The sequence below is a fragment of the Ensifer adhaerens genome (genome assembly GCF_000697965.2).
In the GTDB taxonomy this organism is placed as follows: Bacteria; Pseudomonadota; Alphaproteobacteria; order Rhizobiales; family Rhizobiaceae; genus Ensifer; species Ensifer adhaerens.
This window is the reverse complement of the sequence record NZ_CP015881.1, coordinates 1,569,837-1,594,611: the sequence shown is the minus strand read 5'-3', so window position 1 is coordinate 1,594,611 and position 24,775 is coordinate 1,569,837. Positions and strand designations below refer to the sequence as shown.

The following is a 24,775-nucleotide window of genomic DNA, read 5'->3' as shown; positions in this document are numbered from 1 at the left end:
CGAAAAAGGCCCTCCAACCGGAGGGCCTTTTCTATTTGAGTGCCGATCGAGCGATCAGGCCTTGTACTTCTGCACCGCGCCCGGGAGCTTGCTCCACTCGGCGTACCAGCTGTTGAACAGCTTGAACTGGGCTTCGACGTAGCCGCGCTGGCTGTCGGAGAGAACGTCGCTCTCGTTGAAGTGCAGCGTGTATTCCTTGTCGCCCTTCAGCACCATCATATGCTTGAAGTAGAGAACGAGGTCCGGACCTTCGTCGAAGGACGAGAGAACGGCGAGCGCCTGTTCCAGTTCCAGTGCGCGCAGACGTGCGTCGACGTCGCCTTCGGCGGCGGCACGCGACAGGTTGCACATGTGGATGACTTCCTTCGGCAGAACGCAGCCGATGCCGGTGATGGCACCGGTCGCGCCGCAGTTGACGAAGCCGTGGAAAACGGCCGTGTCGACACCGATCATCAGCGAAACGCCATCGTCACGGCTGGTGATGTTCTCGGCCGCATAGCGCATGTCGGCAGCGCCGCCGAACTCCTTGAAGCCGACGAGGTTCGGATGTTCGGCGCGCAGCGCGAAGAACAGGTCGGCGCGGGTGGCGAAGCCGTAGTACGGGCTGTTGTAGATGACAGCCGGCAGGCTCGGGGCGGCCGAGAGAATGGCCTTGAAGTGGTTCTTCTGGGCAGCGACAACCGAGCCGCGCGAAAGCACGCGCGGGATGACCATCAGGCCCTGGGCGCCGACCTTCTCGGCATGTGCCGCGTGAGCGACGGCCGAAGCAGTGTTGACGGCGCCGGTGCCGACGATAACCGGAATGCCGGCCTTGACGAGGCGCTCGACGCCTTCCATGCGCTGTTCGTCGGTCAGGAGCGGCCAGTCACCCATCGAGCCGCAGTAGACGACGGCGGACATGCCTTGAGCGATCAGCTCCTTGCCCTTGCGCACCAGCGCGTCGAAATCGGGGGTGCGGTCTTCCTTGCAGGGGGTCATCAGCGCCGGGATGACGCCGGTGAAAATCTGAGCCTTCATCTGAAACTCCTCTCGGCTTTGTCTTCAGGGCAGCGGCGCACCTGCGCCCTTGCCTTTGATCCAGACAATAGCCGTTTGTATTTTATTTGTCGACAAGAAAAATACAAAGGTCGCTACAAAGCGATATCGAGCTTGTTGTTGCGGGCAAAAAGCTTCTGCACCTGCTCGACGATCTGCTCCGCATGCGCCTTGCCCAGCCGATCCGCAGCCTCGACGTCGCGCGCGGCGATCGCGGCGATCATGGCCGCATGCTCGTCGACGAAGCGCTGGGGGAACTGCTCGTCATAGGACTGATAATAGAGACGGAGAATGCGCCGCCCTTCGTCCAGCAGCCGGCGGAACAGGCTGGTGAAATAGGGGTTGCGTCCGCTTTCCGCGATTGCCGCATGGAAGGCGGCGTTGGTGGCGATCATCGTGAGCGGGTCGCGCGTCTGCACGGCTGCCGCATAGTCTTCGTGGAAGCCGCGAATGATCGCCAGGTCTTCCGGGCGGTGGTTCTGCGCCGCAAGCCGCGTGGTGACGCGGTACATCAGCACCAGCGCGTCGAAGAACGGATTGAGATTGAGGAAGTCGATGTTCGCCACCATCGTCGAGCGGTTCGGCAGCGTGTCGATCAGCCCTTCGCCGGCAAGACGCACCAGCGCCTCGCGGATCGGCGTGCGCGACATCTTCAGCCGCTCGGCAAGCTGCACTTCGTCGATCGGGCTGCCCGGCGGCAGCACCAGGTCGAGGATCTCGTCGCGCAAGAGGTCATAGACCATCTTTACGCCGGAGCCGCGCTTGCGCTCCGGGATGGGGCTGTTGTCGGTGTCGATATCGGTCATGTCAGATTCCTTTGTCGACAAAAGAAATACTTGTCTCTGTCGCCGGGATCAACAGTTTCCGCTGCCGTCATTGCGCGAAGCTGTTATCCGCATCTGCGTGCACAGGTTGTTGTGGCGACCCATGCGTTTCCCACATGGGAGCGCTGAGTTTTGAGCGCTGCAACTTACGGAAAGCCTGAGCTATAAGGTGTTCATCGAAGCGAAACGAGGCGCCACGGACTGGCAGCCAGGCTTCGAAAGCCCATTGAAAGGGGGATCAAATGAACATCGCACGCTCCATCAACAACTGGCGCAAGTACCGTCAGACGGTCACCGAACTGGGCCGCATGTCGAACCGCGAACTTCGCGACCTCGGCATCGAACGCGCCGACATCGACCGCGTCGCACGTACGGCCTTCGCCCGCTAAGGCGATCTTAAAGACTGAATAATTGCCAAGCGCCTGCATCTCCTGCGGGCGCTTTTGCTTTTTGGCGCCTTCATTGCGCCATTGTCGTCCCACACATCGCTGGCACTGCGATTTGATTAATCGACTACTCCATTAATCGCGCCGCTTGCCGCCGACAGGCGCGGTGTTCGTTCAAGAGACTGAGTGCCATGCCGCCGTTTTCCCCTGAGATTACCGATTTCTGGAACGCGTCCTTTGCGGGCGATGTTCGCGCAAGCGCGGATCGGTTTACCGTCGTGGTCAATCCCGACCTCGACGAGGACAGCCCGGCCATGGTGCTGCACACTGCTGAAAACGGCGTGATCGTGGCCCTGTCCCCGGCGCTCGGCGCCGCGCTGTCGTCAGCGGCGGGTCAGGTGCTCACCGAAGCGACCCTTCGCCAAGGGCTGCGCGATGCCGGCATCGTCCTGAACGGTGCTGACAACCTCTTCTACTTCACCGAAGCGGATAAGGCTGTGCTGTTGCGGGAGAATTCAGGCGCCCATGTGCGCGCGCTCACGGCGAAGGATGCGGCCGCGTTCGCCCGGTTCCAGGGCTCCGCCTCGGAAGAGGATCTCGATGCAGCCTATGTCGAACTGGATCACTGGTTGGTCTACGGAGCCTTCGATGGTGACAGGCTGGTCTGTGCCGCGAGCATGTATCCCTTGCAGGAGCGGCAGATCGCCGATCTCGGTGTGCTGACGCTTGTGTCCGATAGGGGTAAGGGCCACGCCCGAAAGGTCGTGCGCGCAATCAGCAGGGCCGCCCTCGAAAAGGGCTACCAACCGCAATATCGCTGCCAACTCGACAACCACGCGTCGGTGGCGCTTGCGGGAGCCGTAGGCGTGACGCTTTTCGGCCAATGGGAAGCGCCCTCCGAAGACGGCTGAGACGCGGCTCGACGGTATGCCGGGCCGTCAAAACGATGCTGACAGAATCTGGCAGGGGTCGCGCGTAAAGTGGTCCCAGGATAAGAGATCGAGGGATTGCAGATGTCGGCGCAGGATATGTTTCAGATGGGTGCAGCAAACAGGTCGGGCGAGCGCAATTTCTGGATCGGCGCTGTTTCCGGCGATGACCTGCAGCATGCCGCCGAAGACGGCTTCTCTCGCTTTGGCTACGGCTACGGCAATGTCCAGGCGATGACGCGCATGAAGGCGGGTGATGGCTTCATCGGTTATGCGCCCAACGCCGCCTTTAACGGCAGGGCGGGGCTTGCATGTTTTGCCGCCATCGGTGTCGTCAAGGAGCGCCCGCCCTACTTCTTTGCCATGGGCGGTGTCGCCCCGCATCGCGGCGACATCGACTGGGCCGACAGCATGGAGGCGCCGGTTCGGCCGTGGCTCGACAGCCTTGAATTTGCCGAAGGCAACCGTAACTGGGACCAGAAGCTTCGTCTTGGTCATCTTGCCATCAGCGAGCGTGACTTCCGTGTGATCGCGCGGGCCATGCATGCAGACCTCGGCATGGTTTTCCCGAGGGTGCCGGCCTTTCGGCAGCAACTCGCCGGCTGATCGTTCGCGTCTTCAACCCGGCAGCAGCACCGTTGCGTCCTCCGCCGTGTCGACCGCTTGCTCCACCGAGCCGGCGGCGATGCTGGCATACATGCCGGTGGTTCTGAATTCCGTCGGGCTCAGACCGAAGGAGCGGCGGAACACCTTGGCGAAATAGTTGGGGTCTTCGAAGCCCGAGAGAATGGCCACTTCCTTGACCGGAAGGCTTGCGGTTTTCGTCAGCAGTTTTACCGCACGCTGCAGTCGCTTCTGCAGCACATATTCGGCCGGCGCCATGCCTTCGCTGGCGGCGAAGACGCGCGAGAAATGCGCCCGGCTCAAGCCCGACACGCGTGCCAGTTCCTCCACCGGAAGCGGGTTCTGCAAGTTGTTCATGATGTGGTCGACGACCCGGTGCATCGTCCTGTGTTCATGGCTGAACACCGGGTGCGAGCCGAAGACGTCGTCGTAGAGCGCCATCGCCGCCTCGTAGGCAATCGCCGAGGCTCTGCCTGGCGTCTCGCCGCCGCGGATCAGCCGCAGGCTGCAGTCGGCCAGATGCTCGATCGTTTCCGGTTGCAGCTTCAATACCGGACCGGTGACGGCGAGCAGGGCGCGGTGGATGCGCAGCGCCTCGTCGCCGTTCATCGAGATCCAGAAGAACTCCCAGCGCCCGCCGTCTTCCAGCCAGTAGCGATGATTGTGCGGCACGAGCAGGAGCAGCGTCTCGCCCTCGCGCACCCGATAGCTGCGGTTTTCGTATCGCAGGTTTCCGGCACCCGCGATCGTATGCTGGAGCACGGTAAAGGGCGTGTTTCCGCGTTTTCTGCCGTCCCAGTCATAGGTCGCATTGTTGCGGATTTCATAGCCGGTGCTGGTCGGCATCGCGTGCAGGCTCTGGCGTCCCCGCGGCAGTGAAACGGTTCGCATAACCGGGCCGTTGTCGATCAATTCTTGCAGCATAAAATTACCCATGAAAGCACAATACCGCTCTGGCGGGGTCGGCGATTATACACATAATGACCACCAACAGCGCAACAGGCGGTGCTTTTGGCCCGTAAGAAATGAGGGGATGCATCGAAGTTGCGCGCAGAGACGGTGAAAAACCGTGAATTGATTTTACCCTTTGTCAGAGATGCATGCAGTTCATGAGGAGTGAGGGCATGGCAACATTCAAGATCGCCATCATCGGCGCCGGCAGCATAGGCTTCACCAAGAAGCTCTTCACCGACATTCTCGCCGTGCCGGAATTGCGCGACATCGAGGTTGCGCTGACAGATCTCAGCGCCCGCAATCTGGAGATGATCAAGGCGATCCTCGACCGGATTGTCGAAGTCAACCGCCTGCCGACGAAGGTCACGGCAACCACCGACCGGCTGAAAGCGCTCGAAGGCGCCCGCTACATCATCAGCTGCGTCCGTGTCGGCGGGCTCGAAGCCTATGCCGACGACATCCGCATCCCCCTTAAATATGGCGTCGACCAATGCGTCGGCGATACGATCTGCGCCGGTGGCATCCTCTACGGCCAGCGCAACATCCCCGTCATCCTCGACTTCTGCCGGGATATCCGCGCGGTCGCCGAACCGGGTGCCAAGTTCCTGAACTATGCCAACCCGATGGCGATGAACACCTGGGCGGCGATCGAATACGGCAAGGTCGATACGGTCGGGCTCTGCCACGGTGTTCAGCACGGCGGCGAGCAGATCGCCGAAATCTTGGGAGCCGGCGAGGGCGAACTCGACTACATCTGCTCGGGTATCAACCATCAGACCTGGTTCGTCGACGTGAGGCTGAAGGGCCGCAGGATCGGCAAGGACGAGTTGGTTGCGGCCTTCGAGGCGCACCCGGTGTTCTCCAAGCAGGAGAAGCTCCGCATCGACGTGCTGAAGCGGTTCGGCGTCTATTCGACCGAGAGCAACGGCCATCTCTCCGAATATCTTCCCTGGTATCGCAAGCGCCCGGAGGAAATTACCCGCTGGATCGATATGTCCGACTGGATCCACGGCGAGACCGGCGGCTATCTCAGGCATTCGACCGAGACGCGCAACTGGTTCGAAACCGAGTTTCCGCAGTTCCTCGAAGCAGCCGGCCGGCCGCTCGACCATCAGAAGCGCTCGAACGAACATGCGAGCCATATTCTCGAGGCCCTGGAAACGGGCCGGGTCTATCGCGGCCATTTCAACGTCAAGAACGATGGCGTGATCACCAACCTGCCTGCCGACGCCATCATCGAATCCCCCGGCTTCGTCGATCGCTTCGGCATCAACATGGTCTCGGGCCTCACCCTTCCCGAGGCCTGTGCCGCCACCTGCCTTTCCTCGATCAACGTCCAGCGCATGTCGGTCCATGCGGCCGTGACCGGCGATCTCGATCTTCTAAAGCTGGCGATGCTGCATGATCCGCTGGTCGGCGCCATCTGCACACCGGAGGAGGTTTGGCAGATGGTCGACGAGATGGTGGTCGCTCAAAGCCAGTGGCTGCCGCAATACGCCCATGCCATCGACGGCGCGAAGGAGCGACTTGGCCGCGCAACCGTCAAGACGCGCGAATGGAAGGGTGCTGCGCGGCGTGAAGTGCGTTCGCTCGACGAGTTGCGCGCCGAGCGTCAGGTCCGCGCCGCCGGCTGATCGATTGCAGCGCTGCTTCCGTGAGGAGACGTGGGCAGCGCTGCCTGAAGTGCAGACTTTTCAAGGAGGAGGCCGCGTCCCGGCGCGGCAAAGAGGGAGAATCTAAGCCAATGACCAGCCACAGACTGATGAAAATGGCGAGCCTGCTGCTTGTCGGCATCTCGACCCTTGCCTTGGAGGCGACCGCTTCCGAGCCGACCGTCGTGCCCCAGCAGCCGGCCTTTCCGGCCGAGGGCAAGATCACCTATGTGCCGCGCGACTCGATCGCCGAGTTCAAGGCGCTGCCGGAATACAAGGAACCGGCCTGGGTTACCGAGAAATACGTCAAGACCGGCAAGCTGCCGCCGGTCGCCGAACGGCTGCCGAAGGAGCCGATGGTCTTCAAGACCGGCAACATGCCTGATGGCGTCGGTGTCTATGGCGACACGCTGCGCCACGTCATCGGCGGTCGTCCCGAGGGCTGGAACTATTCAGCCGGCCAGAGCCAGGGGTGGGGGGGCATCGATATCGGCATGTCCGAATGCCTGACGCGTACGGCGCCGCTCTTCCAGGTGGAAGCGAAGGACGTCGAGCCTCTGCCGAACCTTGCCAAGAGCTGGGACTGGTCTTCTGACGGCCACAAGCTGACGATGCATCTGGTCGAGGGCGCCAAGTGGTCGGATGGCGACCTCTTCGATGCCGACGACGTAATGTTCTACTGGGAAGACAACGTGCTCGACCCGAGCGTGACGCCGCTGAACGGCGCGACGCCGGAGACCTTCGGCGCTGGCACGACGCTGAAGAAGATCGACCAGTATACGGTCGAGTGGACCTTCAAGGAGGCCTTCCCGCGCCAGCACCTCTATGCCATGGCCTATGGCACCTTCTGCCCCGGCCCGTCGCATATTCTCAAGGCCAAGCATCCGAAATACGCCGGTACCACCTACGACCAGTACAAGAACGCCTTCCCGCCCGAGTACATGAACATCCCGGTCATGGGTGCCTGGGTCCCTGTCGCCTATCGCCCCGACGATATCATCGTGCTGCGCCGGAACCCGTACTATTGGAAGGTCGATGAGGCCGGCAACCAGCTGCCCTACATCAACGAGCTGCACTACAAGCTCTCGACCTGGGCCGACCGCGACGTACAGGCGATTGCCGGTTCCGCCGATCTCTCGAACCTCGAGCAGCCGGAAAACTTCGTGGAGTCGCTGAAGCGCGCGGCCCAGGATACGGCCCCCGCCCGGCTTGCCTTCGGCCCCCGCCTCATCGGCTACAATCTGCACATGAACTTCTCGGCCAATGGCTGGGGTGAGCCGGACGAACGCGCCCAGGCCGTGCGTGAACTCAACCGCAACGAGGATTTCCGCAAGGCGGTGACCATGGCGGTCGACCGCAAGAAGCTCGGCGAGGCGCTCGTAAAGGGGCCCTTCACCGCGATCTATCCCGGCGGGCTTTCCTCCGGCACCAGCTTCTACGATCGGGAATCGACCGTCTACTATCCCTTCGACCTCGATGGCGCCAAGGCTCTGCTCGAAAAGGCGGGGCTGAAGGACACGGACGGCAACGGCTTCGTCAACTTCGCGGACGGCAAGGCCGGCGGCAAGGACGTGGAGATCGTGCTTCTGATCGACAACAGCTATGCGACCGACCGCAACCTGGCCGAGGGCCTTATCGGCCAGATGGAAAAGCTCGGCCTCCGGGTGGTTCTGAACTCGCTGGACGGCAAGCAGCGGGACGCGACCAATTACGCCGGCAAGTTCGACTGGATGGTTCACCGCAACGCCGCCGAATATGCCTCCGTCGTGCAGAACACGCCGCAGCTGGCGGCCGCCGGTCCGCGCACCAGCTGGCACCACCGTGCACCGGAAGGCGGTCAGCTTGACCTGATGCCCTTCGAACAGGAACTCGTCGACATCATCAACAAGTTCATCGCCACCAACGACAATGCCGAGCGCGCGAACTTGATGAAGCAGTACCAGAAGGTCGCGACGACGAACCTCGATACAGTCGGCCTTACCGAATATCCGGGCGCGTTGATCATCAACAAGCGCTTCGCCAACGTGCCGACAGGAGCGCCGATCTTCATGTTCAACTGGGCCGAGGACACGATCATGCGCGAGCGTCTCTTTGTCCCCGCCGACAAGCAGGGTGACTTCGAGCTCTTCGCCGAGCAGCTCCCGGGCAAGCCCGGCGAGAAGAGCCTGAGCAACTGATCGAAGGCCGCCCCTCCGGCCTCAAGCCGGAGGGGCGGCGCCTCATCTTAACCGACAGAAGGAAACGGCATGTTCAGGTTTCTGCTTGTCCGCATCGCCTCTGCCATTCCGGTGCTGCTTGTCTTGAGCGTGGCGACCTTCGCCATCATCCAGGCGCCGCCCGGAGACTACAGCGATTACATCCGCTCGCAGCTGATCAACCAGGGTGGCGCATCCTATGAGGAAGCCGAAGCCCAGGCGCAGGCCTATCGCAAGGAGCATGGCCTCGATAAGCCGCTGCCGGTTCAATACGTCAACTGGATGACCGGCATCCTGACGCGCGGCGATTTCGGCCACAGCCTCTACTACAACAAGCCTGTTGCCGATGTCGTCGGCGAACGCCTGCCGCGCACGCTGGCATTGGCGCTCGTCTGCCACATCCTGGCGTCCATCATCGGCATATCCTTCGGTATCATCGCCGCGACACGGCAGTATTCGTGGATCGACAGCCTGCTTTCGACGGTGGCCTTCCTCGGCATGACGGTGCCGCGCTTCCTGATGGCGCTGATCATCGTCTACATCCTCGTCTTCCATTTCAGTGTGAGCGAAATCAACAGCTTCCACTCGGCCCGTTATGGCGGTGCGCCCTGGTCCTGGGACAAATTCGTCGACCTCGTCAAACATGTCTGGCCGGTCGTGGCGATCGCCACTTTCGGCGGCCTCGCCTACAATATGCGGGTGATGCGCGGCAATCTGCTCGACACGCTGAACGCGCAATATGTCGAAACCGCCCGGGCGAAGGGCCTGAGCGAAGGCGCGGTGGTCATGCGCCATGCGGTGCCGAATGCCCTGCATCCGCTGATCATGTACCAGGGCGTTGTGCTGCCCTACATGCTGACCGGCGAGATCGAGACGGCGATCATCTTCGCGCTGCCGACCGTCGGACCGGCCATCGTCGGCTCCATGTGGGTGGGCGACGTCTATGTCACCGCCACCTTCATGCTGGTTCTGTCGGCGACCCTTATCCTCGGCAACATCATCGCCGACATGCTGTTGGCCGCACTCGATCCGCGCGTGCGTCTCGGAGGAGCCCCAGCATGACCGTCGAGATGCAAACAACCCTTCCGCTCGTCGTCGAACCCAAGAACGAGCAGCACAACGAAAGCTATCCTGCGCTCGTCTGGCGCCGGCTGAAGCGCTCCTGGACCGGCATGCTCGGCCTCGTGCTCGTTGGCCTGTTGCTCTTCATGGCGGTCTTTGCCGACTTCCTGTCGCCGGTCGATCCGAAGGCCACGGGCGTCGCCTTTGCGCCGCCGCAGGCGATCAGCTTTACCGACAAGGACGGCAACCTCGTTTTCTCGCCGCGCAGCTATCCGCTCAGCGAAGGTACGGAACTCGACCCGATCACCTTTCAGCCGATCATCGGTCCCGACTACGACAATCCGCAGATCCTTGGCTTCTTCGTCAAGGGCGCCCCCTACAGTCTCTTCGGCCTGGTCCCGGCCGAGCGCCATTTCTTTGGCGCGGTCGATGGCTCGCCGGTGCATCTGCTCGGTACCGACAAGTTTGGCCGCGACGTGCTGTCACGCATTCTCGTCGGCTCGCGCATCTCGTTGATGATCGCCCTCATCGTCGTCTCGATCGTCACCATCGTCGGCACGACCGTCGGCATGGCGTCGGGCTATTTCGGCGGCCGCTTCGACGTCTGGACTCAGCGCTTCGTCGAACTGGTACTCGCCTTCCCGCAATTGCCGCTCTACCTGGCGCTGACGTCGCTGATCCCGGTGACGGCGCCGACCAATGTCTTCCTCGCCTTCGTCATTATCGTCATGTCGGCGCTCGGCTGGGCGCAGATGTCGCGCGAGGTGCGCGGTAAGACGCTGGCGCTTGCCCGCATCGACTATGTGCGGGCGGCGATCGCCGTCGGCGCCAGCGACCGGCGCATCATCTTCCAGCACATCCTGCCGAACGTGATGAGCCATGTGATCGTCGCCGTCACGCTGTCGATCCCGCAGGTGGTGCTGCTTGAATCCTTCCTCGGGTTCCTCGGCTTTGCGGTCAAGCCGCCGCTCATTTCCTGGGGGCTGATGCTGCAGGATACCTCCACCTATTCCGTCATCGGGTCCTATCCCTGGATCCTGTCGCCCGTGGCCTTCGTGCTTGTCACAGTCTTCGCCTTCAATGCGCTTGGCGACGGCCTGCGCGACGCCATCGATCCCTATTGAGGAGGACGCATCATGACAGAGACAATCGACGTCCTCACTGCCGCGCCCTTTGAGCGCAGGGACCTTGCCGAACGCGATGGCCGGCCGGTCATCGACGCCCGCAATGTCGCGGTTCGATTCAAGGTCGAACATGGCACGGTGGAGGCGGTGAAGGATGTTTCCTTCCAGCTCTACCGCGGCGAGACCATCGCCATCGTCGGCGAATCCGGCTCGGGCAAATCGGTTACCGCGCGCTGCGTCATGGGGCTGCTCTCCAAGCGTGCCACGATCGCCCCGCAATCGCGCATCGACTATGACGGCAAGGACGTGCTGAAATTCTCGCCGCGTGAGCGGCGTGGGTTGCGTGGCAATCGCCTTGCGATGATCTTCCAGGAGCCGATGAGTTCGCTCAATCCGGTCTACACGGTCGGCACGCAGATCATCGAGGCGATCCGGGCGCATCGCAGGATGAGCCGACGCGCCGCGACCGAGCGGGCGCTGGAGCTCCTGCGCCACGTACGGATCCCGGACCCGGAGCTCCGGATCAATCAGTATCCACACCAGCTCTCCGGCGGCCAGCGCCAGCGGGTGATGATCGCGATGGCACTCGCCAACGATCCGGATGTGCTGATCGCCGACGAGCCGACGACGGCGCTCGACGTCACCGTCCAGGCGCAGATCCTCAACCTCATCCGAGACCTGCAGCGCGAGCTCGGCATGGCGGTGATCCTGATCACCCACGACCTGACGGTGGTTCGGCAGTTCTCGGACTACGTCTACGTCATGCAGTACGGCGAGGTGAAGGAGCACAACACCACGGCCGCGCTCTTCGCCAACCCGTTGCATGCCTATACCAAACGGCTGCTCTCGTCGGAGCCGTCGGGTGCGGCTAAACCGCTACCGGACAACGCCCCGATCATGCTCGACGGGCGGGACGTGAAGGTCTCCTTCATGCTGAAGAAGGGCGGTCTTTTCCGCTCGCAGTTTTCTGAGTTGGTCGCGGTCGACAAGCTCAGCCTTAATCTGCGCAAGCACGAAACGCTGGGGCTGGTCGGCGAATCCGGATCGGGCAAGACGACCTTCGGCCAGGCGCTGATCCGCCTGCTCAACCCCGATGGCGGCGAGATCTACTTCGACGGCATTCCGATCCACGACAAGGACCGGACCCAGATGCGGCCTCTGCGCTCGCGCATCCAGATCGTCTTTCAGGACCCCTTCGCCTCGCTCAACCCGCGCATGTCGATCGGCCAGATCATCGAGGAGGGGCTGGTCGTCAACGGCATCGGTGAGAACCGCAAGGACCGGCTCGACCGGGTGGTGGATGCGCTTAACGCCGCCGGCATGCCGGGCAACATCCTGTCGCGCTTTCCGCATGAGTTCTCCGGCGGCCAGCGCCAGCGCATTGCGATCGCCCGGGCCATCGCGCTTGAGCCTGAATTCATCCTGCTCGACGAGCCGACCTCGGCGCTCGATCTTTCGGTCCAGGCCCAGATCATCGAGCTGCTGCGCAAGCTGCAGGACGAGCGGGGCCTGAGCTACCTCTTCATCTCCCATGACCTCAAGGTCGTGCGCGCCCTCTGCCACCGGGTGGTGGTGATGCAGCATGGCAGAATCGTCGAGGAGGGGCCGGTGAGCGAAATTCTGTCCAATCCCAAGACCGCCTACACCGAAAGGCTCGTGAGAGCCGCCTTCGATGTGGCAGCATGACCGCTAGAAAGCAGAGGCAATCCATGACCAGACAACCCAAGATCACCTTCATCGGCGCCGGCTCCACCGTCTTCATGAAGAACATCATCGGCGACGTACTGCAGCGTCCGGCGCTGTCGGCCGCGACGATCGCGCTGATGGACGTGAACCCCGAGCGCCTCGGCGAAAGCGAGATCGTCGCCGGCAAGCTGGTGCGCACGCTCGGCGTCAAGGCTGATATCGAGACCCATTCCAACCAGAAAAAGGCGCTGGAGGGTGCGGACTTCGTCGTCGTCGCCTTCCAGATCGGCGGCTTTGAGCCCTGCACGGTCACGGATTTCGAGGTACCGAAGAAGTACGGCCTGCGCCAGACCATTGCCGATACGCTCGGCGTCGGCGGCATCATGCGCGGCCTTCGCACCGTGCCGCATCTCTGGAAGATCTGCGAGGACATGCTGCAGGTCTGCCCCAACGCGATCCTGCTGCAATACGTCAACCCGATGGCGATCAACACCTGGGCGATCTCCGAGAAGTATCCGACGATCCGTCAGGTCGGCCTTTGCCATTCTGTCCAGGGCACGGCCTACGAGCTTTCACGCGATCTCGACATCCCGGTTTCGGAGATCCGCTACCGCGCCGCCGGCATCAACCACATGGCCTTCTTCCTCAAGTTCGAACACAAACAGGCCGACGGCAGCTTCCGCGATCTCTATCCGGATCTGGTGCGCGGCTACCGCGAAGGCCGCTTCCCCAAGCCCAGCCACTGGAACCCGCGCTGCCCCAACAAGGTGCGCTACGAGATGCTGACGCGGCTCGGCTATTTCGTCACCGAAAGCTCCGAGCACTTCGCCGAGTACACGCCCTATTTCATCAAGGACGGCCGTCCCGACCTGATCGAGAAGTTCGGCATCCCGCTCGACGAGTACCCGAAGCGCTGCGTCGAGCAGATCGAACGCTGGAAGGGGCAGGCGGCGGCCTTCAAGGAAGCCGAGACGATCGAAGTGGCCGAGAGCCACGAATACGCGTCTTCGATCATGAACTCGGTCTGGACCGGCGAACCCTCCGTCATCTACGGCAACCTCAGGAACAACGGCTGCATCACCTCGCTGCCGGAAAACTGCGCCGCTGAAGTTCCCTGCCTGGTCGATGCCTCGGGTATCCAGCCGACCTTCATCGGCGATCTGCCGCCGCAGCTGACGGCGCTGATCCGCACCAACATCAACGTGCAGGAACTGACGGTTCAGGCGCTTATGACAGAGAACCGCGAGCATCTCTACCACGCCGCAATGATGGATCCGCACACGGCGGCCGAACTCGATCTCGACCAGATCTGGTCGCTCGTCGACGACCTGCTCGTCGCGCATCGCGACTGGATCCCGGAATGGGCGCGCGTGTCGAAAAAGGTCCAGGCAGCCTGACTTTTTCTCCCGGTCAGGCCGCGTCGAGCCCCGGAACCGCATGTCGTCTTTCCCCCATGTCCTAGCCGATTTACGGGGCAAGACCGACAGCGCCGGTTCCGGGGCTTGTTCTTCTCAAGCCGTTACGGCTGCCGCCAGCGGCAGCACGATCCGCATGCAGGCGCCGCCGGACGCCGAGCGGGAGACGTCGACGTAGCCGCCATGCAGGTGCACGATCTTCTGCACGAGGTTGAGGCCGAGGCCCGCGCCCTTGCCGTCCTTGCGCAGCCGCTGAAACGGCTCGAAGATCCGGTCGGTTTCGCTGCGCGGAATGCCGTCGCCGTCGTCGCAGACATCGATCACGCCCTGAGGATCGACCTTGACCGTGATCGTGCCGCGCCTTCCGCCGTGGTCGATGGCGTTCTGCACGAGATTGGTGAGCGCTCGCTCCAGCGACGCCTCGTCTCCCGCCACCATGACAGGGCGTTGATCGGCCTCGAATGTCATCTCGTAACCTGCCCCGAAGCCAAGTGGCGCGAGCGCGACGATCACCCGCTCGGCAAGCGCTGCAAGATCGACCGGCCTGAACTCATCGTTCTCGGCGTCGAGACGTTCGAGATCGAGAAGCTGGCCCGCCAGAATGGAAAGGCGCGTCACGTCCTCGTTGAGGCGGGTCTTGTCCGGTCCCGGCGGCAGCGAGGCGATGCGAGCGCCGAGAATGGCAACCGGCGTGCGCAACTCATGCGCCGCCTGGGCCAGGAAGCGCTTGTGTCTCGTATAGCCGTCATCGAGCCTTGTCAGCGCATCGTTGACGGCCGTCACCAGCGGCAGAAACTCATTGGGAACACCCGTCACCGGCATCTGGATGCCGCGCTGGTCATATTCGATGTGGGCGGCATGCGAGGCCGCGTGCGACAGGCCCGAGAGCATCCTTCGAACGACGATCGGGGTGACGACCACGGTCGCAAAGGCGAGCAGTAGCAGCATCGGCACGAAGATGCTGAGGAAGGCGCCGGTGGTGCTGAGCAGCAGGCGGCCGAGCGTCAATTGTCCCTCTGTGCCGCTGAAGATCTGGACCATGCCGGCCGGCGACTCGAGCCATTTGACGACCGCTTCCGGACGGGCGTTCTTGTCGGGCGAAAGCCGGAAGCGGGCGTCGTTCATGCGCTCGAGCCCGGCGACCGCAAAGGCGAATTCTTCCGGCACCGTGCCCTCCGAGAGGCTGTGCCCTTGTCTGTCGCGAACGATGAACCAGATCTTTCCCGCCTGTTGGCGCAGCCGCTGCAGCTCCGGCGTTTCCTGAAGTTCGAGCCCGCCATCGGCTTTGCGGGTGATCGCGTCCTTCAAGACGTCAACATTGCCGTTCTCGTAGCCGTCGATGAGATAGCCGGTCACCCAGAGCAGGCCGACCGCAATGGCGATAACGACAAGGGTCGCTACCGTTTCGAACAGCACGAGCCAGCCGACGAGCCGCCATTTGAAGGAATGGGAAGCGCGGCCGCTCATTGGTCTTCTCTGAGGAGATAGCCGACGCCGCGGATGCCGTTGATGGTCACGCCCGCGTCTGCGTCCGCCAGCTTGCGGCGCACGCGCGAGATATGGGTGTCGAGCGCATTGGACTGGATCTCGTCGTCGAGCCCGAACACGGCCTCCATCAGGGCGGCGCGCAGCACCATGCGTCCCATGCGACGGGTCAGCGTTTCAAGCACCAGAAGCTCGCGCCGCGGCATCTTCAGCGGCGTGCCGGCCACACTCGCCTCGCAATGGGCGAGATCGAAGGAGAGCCGACCGACGGTGACGACATCGGATTGCACCGGAACCGGGCGACGGGCAAGCGCGCGCAGCCGCGCCAGCAGTTCCTCGAAGGCGAAGGGCTTGCCGATATAGTCGTCGGCGCCGCCATCGAGCCCCGCCACCCGGTCGGCGAGGTCGTCGAGCGCCGTCAGCATCAGCACCGGCACGGTGTTGCCGCGCGCCCGTATCACGGGGATGAGCGAGAGCCCGTCGCCATCGGGCAGCTTGCGATCGAGCACGACCACGTCATAGACGGCGTCGTTGAGGATCAGCGCGGCCTCAGCGAGATCGCGCGCATGATCGGCGATCATCCGGTGATGGCTCAACGCGGCCTTCAGCGCCCCCGCGAGCTCCTTCTCATCTTCGACCAGCAAGACCCGCATGAATGCGCTTTACCCCGTGCAACGTGCCTACGCGCGCGATCCTAGTGCCGCTTCATTGAGGGAACCTGTCATCCCGCCGCAAGGTAATCCCGATCTTTGTCGCCGCACAATCATTCGTTGCGGGCGCCCTGCATGACATGCTGTCTCAATCTTGATCCTTAGGCTGTGCAGCAGTGAAACTTCAAGAACGGGGTTCGCGGGCAAAGCCAACCCGGATCACGGCGCATGACATTCAGCAAACGGACGTCGCCTACACTCAGACAACGCAGGGAAAGGCCGGCTGGCTGGCGTGCAGCGCATCCGGTTGCACTTGCGCGCGCAGGTCGGTTCCTGCGTCACGGTACCTTGGCGCTCGCTCTTGCCACCGCCGGCTGCGCCGGCCCGGACGTGACGCCCACAAACAGGCGACTTGAACTGACGACGGGTGCCGTGCCGCTTGCGCAGTCGACGTTTGATGTGAGCGACACCGGCATTATCCTTGCCTTTTCCGGTGGCGGCGCCCGCTCCGCTGCCTTCGGCTACGGCGTCCTGTCGGCGTTGGCCGAGGCGCCGTCCCCGGGCGGGCGAGGGCGCCGGCTTGCCGACGATGTCGCGGTTGTTGCCGGCGTCTCTGGAGGTGCTGTGCTCGCCTCCTATTTTGCCTTGAACGGCCGCGCGGGCCTTGAGGATTTCCGCAAGCGGTTTCTCGGACGCGATGTCGAGGCCTCGCTCAGGACGTCGTTTTCACCGCCCAATATCCTGCGCGGCTATCGCGGCGGGGTGAACGATCTCTCCGGTTTTCCGGCCTGGCTCGACGCCAACCTGTTTAACGGCGCAACGCTCGGCAACATCTCGCGCTCCGGCCATCCGCGCCTGGTGATCCACGCGACCGATCTCTATAACCGCTCACCGTTCATCTTCGACCGTGCCTCGTTCACCGCCATCTGCAGCAGCTACGACGACTATCCGCTCGCCTATGCGGTTGCGGCCTCGGCCGCCGTCCCGGTCGTTTTCGCGCCGCTGACCTTGCAGAACTTCCGAAGCGGTTGCGAGGCGTTGCCGGAAGCGAAAACACAGAAGACAGGGGTTCGCGCGCCGGGCTCGCTCGTTGCGCGCGAATACGCTGGCTCCCTCAGGCGCTATGAAACGGCAAGGGATCTCAACTATCTGAAACTCTACGATGGCGGCCTGGTCGATGGCATCGGAACGCAAAGCCTGCTGCACCTGATGGGCCGGGGTGCTCCGGAACCCATCCCAGCGGAGCGCGCCTTCCGTCTCAGGCATCTGGTTGTCATCGTCGTCGATGCCTCCACGCGGATCGGCGGGGACATCTCGAAGACGGTCGACAGCCCCAAGGCTCCCGATGCGATCGTCGCCGCCATCGACGCGATGATCAATATTCCCAATCTTCAGAGCTTCGATGCGCTGCGCGATCATCTGCCGGCCTGGCGGGAAAGCTTCGTGACTTGGCGGTGCGGCAGCAGCGGCGCCAAGCGGGGCTGCGGCGATCTCGATGTCGATATCATCCGGCTGGCGCTGTCGGATGTATCCGACCCGGTGCTGGCGCGGCGGATCCTCGGGCTGCACAATCGGCTGAGCCTCAACGAAAAGGACGTCGATTTTCTTGCGGATCTCGGCCGGCGCCTGTTGCGCGACAATGCCGGCTATCGGCGGTTCCTCGACCGCGTCAACCATGGCGGGCCGAACCTGGCCCGCGCGGATTGAGAGGTTGCAGACTGAGAAGGCAGGTTAGCGAGAGCCTGCCGGCTCAGTTCGCCCGTGCCTCCAGCCAGTCGTGCCACTGGTCCTCGCTGCCGTGGAAGACGTTGAGGTCGATCTTGCCATCGACGCCTTGAGAAAGGCCAGAACCGGAATACTGCCAGAACAGCCACTTGCGGTTCGGGTAGACGATCGACGGGTGCTGGGCGACGGCACGCAGCCAGAACGGATAGTTCTTGAAAGCGCCCTGCAGGTTGTCGGCGTAGAAGTCCGGCGCCGTGTAGATGATAGGACGCTGGCCGTAATGGGCCTCGAGCTTGTCCATGAACACCTGCATCTTTTCGCGCACGCGCTCGGGCGACAGGCGACGCTTGCAGCTCGATTCGCCATTATATTCGACGTCGATGACAGGCGGCAGCGCGCCCGGTTCACGCGGAACGTTGCGGATGAACCAGTCGGCCTGTTCGCCGGCCGTGCGGCACCAGTAGAAGAAGTGATAGGCGCCGCGGCGGATGCCGGCCGCCTTGGCAGCGCGCCAGTTCTTCTTGAACATCGGATCGAGGTGGTCGCCGCCATCGGTCGCCTTGATGAAGGCGAAGTTCGCCCCTTGTGTACGCAGCCGAGCCCAGTCGATGTCAGCCTGCCAGCGCGAGACGTCGACGCCATGCACGGCCATCTTGCGCGGATTTTTGGCGCGGCCGAAGTTGATCGGCTTGGCGTCACGGAAACGATGACCGTAGATGCGCGAGCGGCCCTGTGGCATCGCCTGGGTCACCGGATTTTCCGGCGCGACGAAAGCGACCGGCCGCGCGTCCGGAACAGGCGCGGCGAGCGTCGTCGTGGTGTTTGCCGCGGGTGCAAAGGCTTCCGGCTCCGGGACCGGTCCGGCCCAGGCGAGCATTTCTTGGGGCGGTGCCGATTGAACGTTCTGCGGCGGCGTCATCTGTGCGACCCGCGCGCCGACATTGGCGGCGGGCACCGGTGCGGCCGACATCGCGACCGAACTCGTCGTTTCGCGGGAGGGCGGCGCGATGGTGTCCAGGCTCGAACTGGAGGAGCAGCCCGAAATGAGGCCGGCAAAAAGGATTGCGGTCGCAGCTGAAAGACGCATGGGCACCCGTACGCAAAACAAGGTCGACGGCGATCGCCGGCCGACAGGTGTGAAATAGCTAACGGAAGCTTACCCAAAAAGTTTGAATCCAATCTTACCAAGCGAACCCAATTTCACGCACTGGAGGTTGCATCGGGCCGGGCACTTTGACGCAGGCGTGGTGGCGCTGTCAGCTGGACGAATGTTCGATGCCGGTGCCTGTCCGTTGCCGGCGGCTGGTGCGGAATTCGAGGTTGCGGGCGATGGTGTCGTCGAGCGCGCCGGACGCGTCGGTGATCATCGTCGGCGCAAAATGCGAACGGAAACCCTCGCCGACCCGGAAGGCTGGTGTGTAGAGCGGGCCGAGCGGCTGTGTCGTCGTCACATAGGTGAGATTTTCGTCGCTTCCCGAGCGCGTCGGCAGGCCGTGGCGATGCAGGACCGAAGGAAGCGCGAGGCGCAGGCTGTTGGCCAGCAGGTGGATCATCTGCCGCCCGGAAAGCGAGTGGCGGTAGTTGCGGTAGAACCCCAGGCAATGGCGCAGGATACGGGCGCGGTTGCCGTCGAGGCGCGACAACTTGCGGGCAAAGAGGGCCACGTCCTCAAGACCATCGAGCGGACGGGTCATCAGGGTGAAGCCATCCATGTCGCGCAGCTTGGCCGAGGGCAGGAAGCGTTCGTCGGCGACGCACTCGTCGAAGAGCGGCGTGCCGAGCAGCGGGATCGTCAGGCTCAGGAACGCCGGCAGAGGCATCGTGGTTTCGCCGGTGATGAAGGCGAGCTCCTCCTGCATAGCCTCGATCGTCTGCGACGACGGATCGAACATCAAGCCATACTGGAAGGCGACGCCGGCGTTGAGGCAGGTCTGGATCGCCTCCAGTTGCGGCACCACCAGGTTCTGCTTTTTCTGGTAGCGTTTCAGTTGCGCTTCGTTCAGCGTTTCGACGCCGCTGAAAAGGCCGAGACAGCCGGCCGCCCGCACGGCTTCCAGATTGGCGGGATCGCGGAAGAAGTCGCCGGTGACGAGCGCAATCCAGCCCTGAAACAGCCCTTCCCGCCACAGCGATCGGATCACGTCGAGCTTGTCATAGAAGACGTCCTTGCTGTTGCCGTAGAAGTTGTTGTCGATGAACAGCACGTATTTCTTCGGCGGGGCGTTGCGCAGCTGCGCCTCGATATAGGCGGGGTCGTAGCTGTGATAGCGTCTGCCTTCGGCGGTCAGCGCACAGAAGCTGCACTTGAAATTGCAGTAGCGGCTCGTCTCGATGTAGCTGACCGGACCGCGCCAATTGGCAAGGTCGAAGCGCGGCAGGATCGTCTCGGAGACGGCCCATTCGCCAAACACCTCCCTGATGACCGCCCGCATCTCCTCGACGTCACCGTCGCAGGCGTAGTCGAAGGTTTCGGCGCTCGAAACCGGTAGATTGCGCACGACCGGCCCGCCCGCGACGACGACGCAACCGGGTGACTTGGTGCGGGCATAGGCCGTCAGGTGCTGCATCCGGTCGAAGGCTGCGGTCACGCCCGTCAACACCAGCATGTCGAGGTCGGCAAAGGCTGCCTCGTCGACGAGCGGTCCGTCATGGAATTCGCTGTAGGCGCGAAGGTCCACGCGGTCGCGGGCAAAGGCGCCCGCCAGGAACAGGTGGCCGGTTCCCTGGGGGATGAAGTCGGGGCGGCCCCTGGGGTTCCGGGTTTCGTCGAAATGGGCTAGCACGATCAGGATGCGGGGAGGACTGGGACGGTTCATGCGCGGCTCCCCTGAGATCTGGCAAACTGGACATGCGTTGTCTGGTCGGTTTGGCCAAGCGGAAGAACCTCGCACCACGTGGCCCGGCGCAGCGAAAACATCGTCTCGAACGCCTGGCGCGCTTCGGCGTCTCTCGGTCCGGCGGCATGCTGCAGGGCGGCAAGCGCGACGGCCGGCATCTCCAGCCGGATCGCCTCCGCGAGGGCATACTGGGTGACGCGCTCGGCGCGGCGTTGTTGGCCGCGGCGCAGATGCAGGGTCGCTTCGCCGAGCGCTGCCACCGGTCGGCCGATCGGGTAAACCCGCGCAAAGCGCTCGAGTTTTCTAAGGACGAGCTGTGCGGCCAGCAGGTCGCCTCCGTCAGGGTCGCTGGCGACATCGAAGAGACGGGCGAGCGCCGGTAGCGTTCGCGTCTTCATCGCCGGGTTGAGCGTCTCGCACCAGGAAAGCGCGCGCTCGAGCCAGCTTGCGGCCTCCGTGCTGTTGCCCCGGCGCCGGGCGGCCTCGCTCAGAAGCGATGCGCCTTCGATCGAATGGACGAGTTCCAGCCCGTCACCCTTTTCGCGAAGGATCTGTTCGAGTTCGTCGAGGTCGGTGTCGATCGCGTTCCAGCGGCCAAGTGCTGCGTGGCCCCTGAGACGGCCGAGCAGGCCGCAGCCGAGCACCTGCATGTCCCCGCGCCGGCGCCCTTCCTCGCAGATCCGCTGCACGAGGATCTCCCAGGGCGCGATGCCCTCGAAGGCGGAGGTCAAAAGCCAAGGGCCGGAAATCGTCTCCAGCCCGACCGCCACTTCGCACCAGCGCCTCAGGTCGCCGACCGTCGCCGCATTGTTCAGGCCGGCCTCGAACGCCCGCTTGCCCGCGTGCCAATGACCGATGCCGATCTGGTACATGCCCGACAGTAAGTCGACCCGCACGCGCGTTCCCAACTGGTCGACGCGTTCGGAAAGTGCTGCCGCCAGCCGACTGTAGTGTTCGGCCTGGCTGTGCAGCGGGATCACGCCGCATATGGCGCCGAGGCTGGCATAATTGGCGGCGGTCGTCGGGGAGACGTATTTGTTTCTTTCGGCAAGGTTCGTCGCCCTCAGCGTCGCATGGATCAGCCGCAGCTTCTCGCTGGTGAAGTAATAGATCCGCGTCAGGTCCTCATGCGCCTTCGCCGCAAGCAGGAAGGGATCGGACGGCGATCGCGAGATTTCGCGCTTCAGGATCCAGTCCGCGTCGCGGTGGATGGTGCGCCGCCACACCTGTTCGGCGAGATCGAGTACGAGATGCAGCGCGAGGCCGGCAGAGGTGCGCGGCAGCGGTAGGCCGGAAAGCCGCAGTCCTTCCTCATAGGCATGGCGGGCCGCTTCGGCGCGGCCAAGATTGAGGCTGGCTTCGCCGAGCAGGAAGCAGGCGGCCGCCCGTCTTGCCGGTAGAATGGTGATCGAAAGGTCGCGCGCTGTCTTGAAGAAGCGCTCGATCAGATCGACAACCGCGGCGTTGTCGAACTGGCGTAGCCGCAGTTCGGCAACGCGGTCCAGATAGTTGAAGGCCTGCGCGGCGTCGCCTGCGCGCTCCCAGTGGCTGAGCACGCGCGGCAGGTTTTCCGCATTGTCCGGCTGCCCGCCTTCCTCCATCGCCTTGGCGATCGCGCGATGCGCTTCATGGCGCTGTTCCGACAACAGGCTTTCGTAGATCGCCTGGCGGATGACGGCATGGCTGAACATGAACCGGCCCGGGCGGTCGTCGGCGGGCTTGATCAGATGCGCCGCCTGCAGCCGCTCGATGCTCGCCTCGATGTCCAGTGCCGTCTTCCTGATCGGCGGCAGCGCGCCAAGCTCGGCAAGCGAGAAGGTCGCGCCCATGGCGCTTGCGATCTTCAGGAGAACCTGCAGCTCTGCCGGAAGCTGGTCGGTCCGGGCAATCACGGTAACCTTGGCGGTGTTGAGCAGGGTCGCATCGTTCGAGCGGGGCTCGGAGAGCAGCGAGACGGCTGCGGCAGGCTCGGCCGCCTTGGGCAGCCGGCGCTCGCCGATCATCCGGCAGATTTCGCAAATCAGCAGCGGGTTTCCGGCCGACTGCGCATAGACCGCCTCGCCGAAGCCGTCGGCGGGGGAGTTGCTGCCGATCGATGCGCGAACGAGCGCGATCGTGCCCTCGAAGTCGAGCGGCAAAAGATCGAGCGTCTGGGCGCCGTTGTGGTGCAGGCCGGTCCACCGGGTCAGGTCTTCCTGTGTGCGGGTCGTCCGGGTCGATACGACCACCGGCACGGGTGCCGCCCCTGAAACCAGCCGCCCGAGCAGCTGGCCGGACGCCTCGTCGAGCCAGTGCACATCTTCGAGCACGACGAAGCCCTGTCCCCCGGCGAGACTGTCGGCCATGAGCTCGCTCAGCAGCTCGCGCAGCCGATGGGAGCGCCCGTCGCCGGACATGGCCCGGGTCTCTGGCGTATCCGGCAAGGTGAGGTTGATGGCATCGTTGAGCAGCGGCGCGAGGGAAGCAAGCTCCGGTCTTTCCGCAAAGAAGAGCGCCACCTGGTCCGTGGCCTCGGCGCCGCGCAGATCGCCGATACCGAGCAGGTCGCGGATAACCCCACGCCAGGCGAAATAGGGGACGTCGCTTTCGATGTCGTCGGCATTGCCGACGAGCACGCGGTTGCCGCGGTCGCGACAGCGCTCGACGAAGGCGCGCAGAAGGGCCGACTTCCCGACGCCGGAATCGCCCTTGACGATCATGATGCCGGACTGCCCCCTGGGCGCGCTTTCGAGATAGGCGGAAAGGGCCGTCATTTCGGCCGCACGGTTGAGGAGTGCCGGTGACTTGGTGTCGATCGTTGCGACCGTCTCGGCAATCGGCGCGAAGGCAGACACGCCGCCGCGCACGCCCGGTATGGCCAGCGACCACGGTCCGGAGAAGGCGATCTGGCTGGCCGTCTCCTTTGCCGTCGCCTGGTCGACAAGGATGCGCCCGGCGGCAACGCTTGCCAGGCGCGCGGCCATGTTCACGGCGGCGCCGACCACCGTGTAGTCCGCGCGGTGGCTGGCGCCGAGCGCGCCGCAGAAGCTTTCGCCGGTGGAGATGCCAGCCGAAAGGCCGACATCGGGATCGTCGAGCTCGCCTGAAAGACGCAACGCCGCAACGATCGCGCGGCGCGCATTGTCGGCATGTTTGGGGCCGGGCAGACCGAAGACCGCGAAGATCTCGAGGCTGTTTGCGTGAAGGGCTGTGTGGAGGATTTCCCCGCCGGTGCGGCCGACAACGGCGATCGACCGTGCAACGAGCTGGTTCAGCCGATCGAGATCTTTCTCGAGGTCCGGGCCAACGATATGCACGAACAGGGCCGTAATGGTTCTCAGGTCCGCCAGCCACTCCGAAAGCGGCGAGAGAAGCCGACCGCGCAGCGAAAGCGGCAGGTAGGCTTCAAGCCGCTTGCTGGCGAAGCCCGAAAGGGGGTGGGGCTGCCCGGTTGCGGTCGAATAGGGATCGATGCGTTCGAGGCGGGCGGTGCCCTCCCGGCCGGGCCGGCCGGTTGCCCGCTTGCCGATCAGCTGCCACACGGCGTCGGAGACGAGAATTTCGCCGGCATCGCTCAAAAGGCCGCAATGGTCCGCCTGCGCTAGGCAGTCGCCGCCGACGATCAGCCAGCGCTGGTCGATGCGGGGAACGAGGTGCAGCAGGGTGATGGTGCCGACGCCGACGGCGATGCGCAGCTGCAGCGCGTCCTCCGGCCCGCCCGGGCCGCCGATCTCTTCACGGATGCGGCCGGCACAATAGCAGCTGCGCCAGGCGGCCTGCTCCAGTTCGCTGTCGGAGGCAGCCTGCCAGCCGGCAAGCAGGCTGTCCCCGGCAAAGCTCAACACGGTGCCACCATGTTCCTCGATATGCCGGACGAGCGGCCCCATGTAGCCGTTGAGCAGCCGGCTCACCCGTTCGGCGCCGGCGGCGCGGTCGCTTTCGGACCATTTGGCGGTCAGGCGGGTAAAACCGGAGATGTCGGCGAACAGCAAGGCGCCGGGAAAGTCCTCGCGCGTCGGGCCAGCCGAATCCGTCGCCGCCGGGGCAGACCATCGAACCAGGGCTCCCGACAGGTAACGTTGGAATTCATTCTTGCCGGCGCCACCTACCACGCAAAATTCTCCCCAAGATTTTAGAGTAACATGCCTCCTTTCGCACTTAAAGGCCGCCCGTGTTGACCTATGGGTTTCCAGTAACGGCAAGTAAATATCTG

At 63.7% G+C, this 24,775-nt stretch carries 18 protein-coding genes; 10 read left to right on the top strand and 8 right to left on the bottom strand.

Going from position 1 to position 24,775, the window contains the following annotated elements:
* Nucleotides 1-54 precede the first annotated feature (54 nt).
* Nucleotides 55-1,017: a dihydrodipicolinate synthase family protein gene (locus FA04_RS26865; protein ID WP_034798428.1), complete on the bottom strand. Its 963-nt coding sequence runs from the start codon at nt 1,015-1,017 to the stop codon at nt 55-57.
* A 113-nt stretch (nt 1,018-1,130) separates the two neighbouring features.
* Nucleotides 1,131-1,841, bottom strand: a complete 711-nt coding sequence (locus tag FA04_RS26860; protein WP_034798498.1) for a GntR family transcriptional regulator — start codon at nt 1,839-1,841, stop codon at nt 1,131-1,133.
* Nucleotides 1,842-2,101: 260 nt separating this feature from the next.
* Between FA04_RS26860 and FA04_RS26855 the strand changes: the two genes are divergently transcribed.
* The 3 genes from FA04_RS26855 (at nt 2,102) to FA04_RS26845 (ending at nt 3,780) form a co-directional block, all read left to right on the top strand.
* Entirely contained in the window at nt 2,102-2,248 is a 147-nt protein-coding gene (locus tag FA04_RS26855) for a DUF1127 domain-containing protein (protein WP_064817045.1), read from the top strand.
* 188 nt (nt 2,249-2,436) lie between these two features.
* Nucleotides 2,437-3,156 carry a GNAT family N-acetyltransferase gene (locus FA04_RS26850; protein WP_034798430.1) on the top strand — a complete coding sequence of 240 codons (720 nt, stop codon included), beginning with the start codon at nt 2,437-2,439 and terminating at the stop codon, nt 3,154-3,156.
* A 126-nt stretch (nt 3,157-3,282) separates the two neighbouring features.
* On the top strand, nt 3,283-3,780 hold the full coding sequence (locus FA04_RS26845) for an EVE domain-containing protein (protein WP_159415747.1): 498 nt from the start codon (nt 3,283-3,285) through the stop codon (nt 3,778-3,780).
* Nucleotides 3,781-3,792: 12 nt separating this feature from the next.
* Here FA04_RS26845 and FA04_RS26840 read toward each other — a convergent pair whose 3' ends face one another.
* Nucleotides 3,793-4,734 (bottom strand): AraC family transcriptional regulator, encoded by a 942-nt coding sequence (locus FA04_RS26840; RefSeq protein ID WP_034798432.1) that lies wholly within the window; start codon nt 4,732-4,734, stop codon nt 3,793-3,795.
* Nucleotides 4,735-4,922: 188 nt separating this feature from the next.
* Here FA04_RS26840 and melA (FA04_RS26835) point away from each other — a divergent pair, with 188 nt between their 5' ends.
* From melA (FA04_RS26835) to melA (FA04_RS26810), 6 genes are all read left to right on the top strand, one after another.
* Nucleotides 4,923-6,386, top strand: a complete 1,464-nt coding sequence (melA, locus tag FA04_RS26835) for an alpha-glucosidase/alpha-galactosidase (RefSeq protein WP_034798433.1) — start codon at nt 4,923-4,925, stop codon at nt 6,384-6,386.
* 110 nt (nt 6,387-6,496) lie between these two features.
* Entirely contained in the window at nt 6,497-8,581 is a 2,085-nt protein-coding gene (locus tag FA04_RS26830) for an ABC transporter substrate-binding protein (RefSeq protein WP_034798435.1), read from the top strand.
* Nucleotides 8,582-8,650: 69 nt separating this feature from the next.
* The gene (locus tag FA04_RS26825) at nt 8,651-9,661 is read left to right on the top strand and encodes an ABC transporter permease (protein ID WP_034798437.1); all 1,011 of its coding nucleotides are present in this window, start codon (nt 8,651-8,653) and stop codon (nt 9,659-9,661) included.
* The gene (locus FA04_RS26820) at nt 9,658-10,785 is read left to right on the top strand and encodes an ABC transporter permease (RefSeq protein ID WP_034798439.1); all 1,128 of its coding nucleotides are present in this window, start codon (nt 9,658-9,660) and stop codon (nt 10,783-10,785) included. Before FA04_RS26825 ends, FA04_RS26820 begins: the two co-directional genes overlap by 4 nt.
* Before the next feature lie 12 nt (nt 10,786-10,797).
* Nucleotides 10,798-12,471 (top strand): ABC transporter ATP-binding protein, encoded by a 1,674-nt coding sequence (locus FA04_RS26815; protein ID WP_034798441.1) that lies wholly within the window; start codon nt 10,798-10,800, stop codon nt 12,469-12,471.
* Between the two features lie 23 nt (nt 12,472-12,494).
* Nucleotides 12,495-13,868: an alpha-glucosidase/alpha-galactosidase gene (gene melA, locus FA04_RS26810; RefSeq protein ID WP_034798443.1), complete on the top strand. Its 1,374-nt coding sequence runs from the start codon at nt 12,495-12,497 to the stop codon at nt 13,866-13,868.
* Nucleotides 13,869-13,982: 114 nt separating this feature from the next.
* On the opposite strand, the gene FA04_RS26805 is transcribed toward melA (FA04_RS26810), so the two are convergent.
* Nucleotides 13,983-15,353: a sensor histidine kinase gene (locus FA04_RS26805; protein WP_034798444.1), complete on the bottom strand. Its 1,371-nt coding sequence runs from the start codon at nt 15,351-15,353 to the stop codon at nt 13,983-13,985.
* Nucleotides 15,350-16,024, bottom strand: a complete 675-nt coding sequence (locus tag FA04_RS26800; protein WP_034798445.1) for a response regulator transcription factor — start codon at nt 16,022-16,024, stop codon at nt 15,350-15,352. The genes FA04_RS26805 and FA04_RS26800 overlap by 4 nt, the downstream gene beginning before the upstream one ends.
* Before the next feature lie 225 nt (nt 16,025-16,249).
* Between FA04_RS26800 and FA04_RS26795 the strand changes: the two genes are divergently transcribed.
* Nucleotides 16,250-17,728, top strand: coding sequence for a patatin-like phospholipase family protein (locus FA04_RS26795; RefSeq protein ID WP_082936571.1), 1,479 nt, complete (start codon nt 16,250-16,252; stop codon nt 17,726-17,728).
* Between the two features lie 43 nt (nt 17,729-17,771).
* Here the strand turns inward: FA04_RS26795 and FA04_RS26790 are convergent, their stop codons facing one another.
* The 3 genes from FA04_RS26790 to FA04_RS26780 all read right to left on the bottom strand — a co-directional run bounded on the left by FA04_RS26790 (nt 17,772) and on the right by FA04_RS26780 (nt 24,674).
* Nucleotides 17,772-18,833 carry a glycoside hydrolase family 25 protein gene (locus FA04_RS26790; RefSeq protein WP_034798446.1) on the bottom strand — a complete coding sequence of 354 codons (1,062 nt, stop codon included), beginning with the start codon at nt 18,831-18,833 and terminating at the stop codon, nt 17,772-17,774.
* Nucleotides 18,834-19,002: 169 nt separating this feature from the next.
* Nucleotides 19,003-20,562: a B12-binding domain-containing radical SAM protein gene (locus tag FA04_RS26785; RefSeq protein ID WP_034798447.1), complete on the bottom strand. Its 1,560-nt coding sequence runs from the start codon at nt 20,560-20,562 to the stop codon at nt 19,003-19,005.
* Nucleotides 20,559-24,674, bottom strand: a complete 4,116-nt coding sequence (locus tag FA04_RS26780) for an AAA family ATPase (protein ID WP_034798448.1) — start codon at nt 24,672-24,674, stop codon at nt 20,559-20,561. The genes FA04_RS26785 and FA04_RS26780 overlap by 4 nt, the downstream gene beginning before the upstream one ends.
* Nucleotides 24,675-24,775 lie beyond the last annotated feature (101 nt).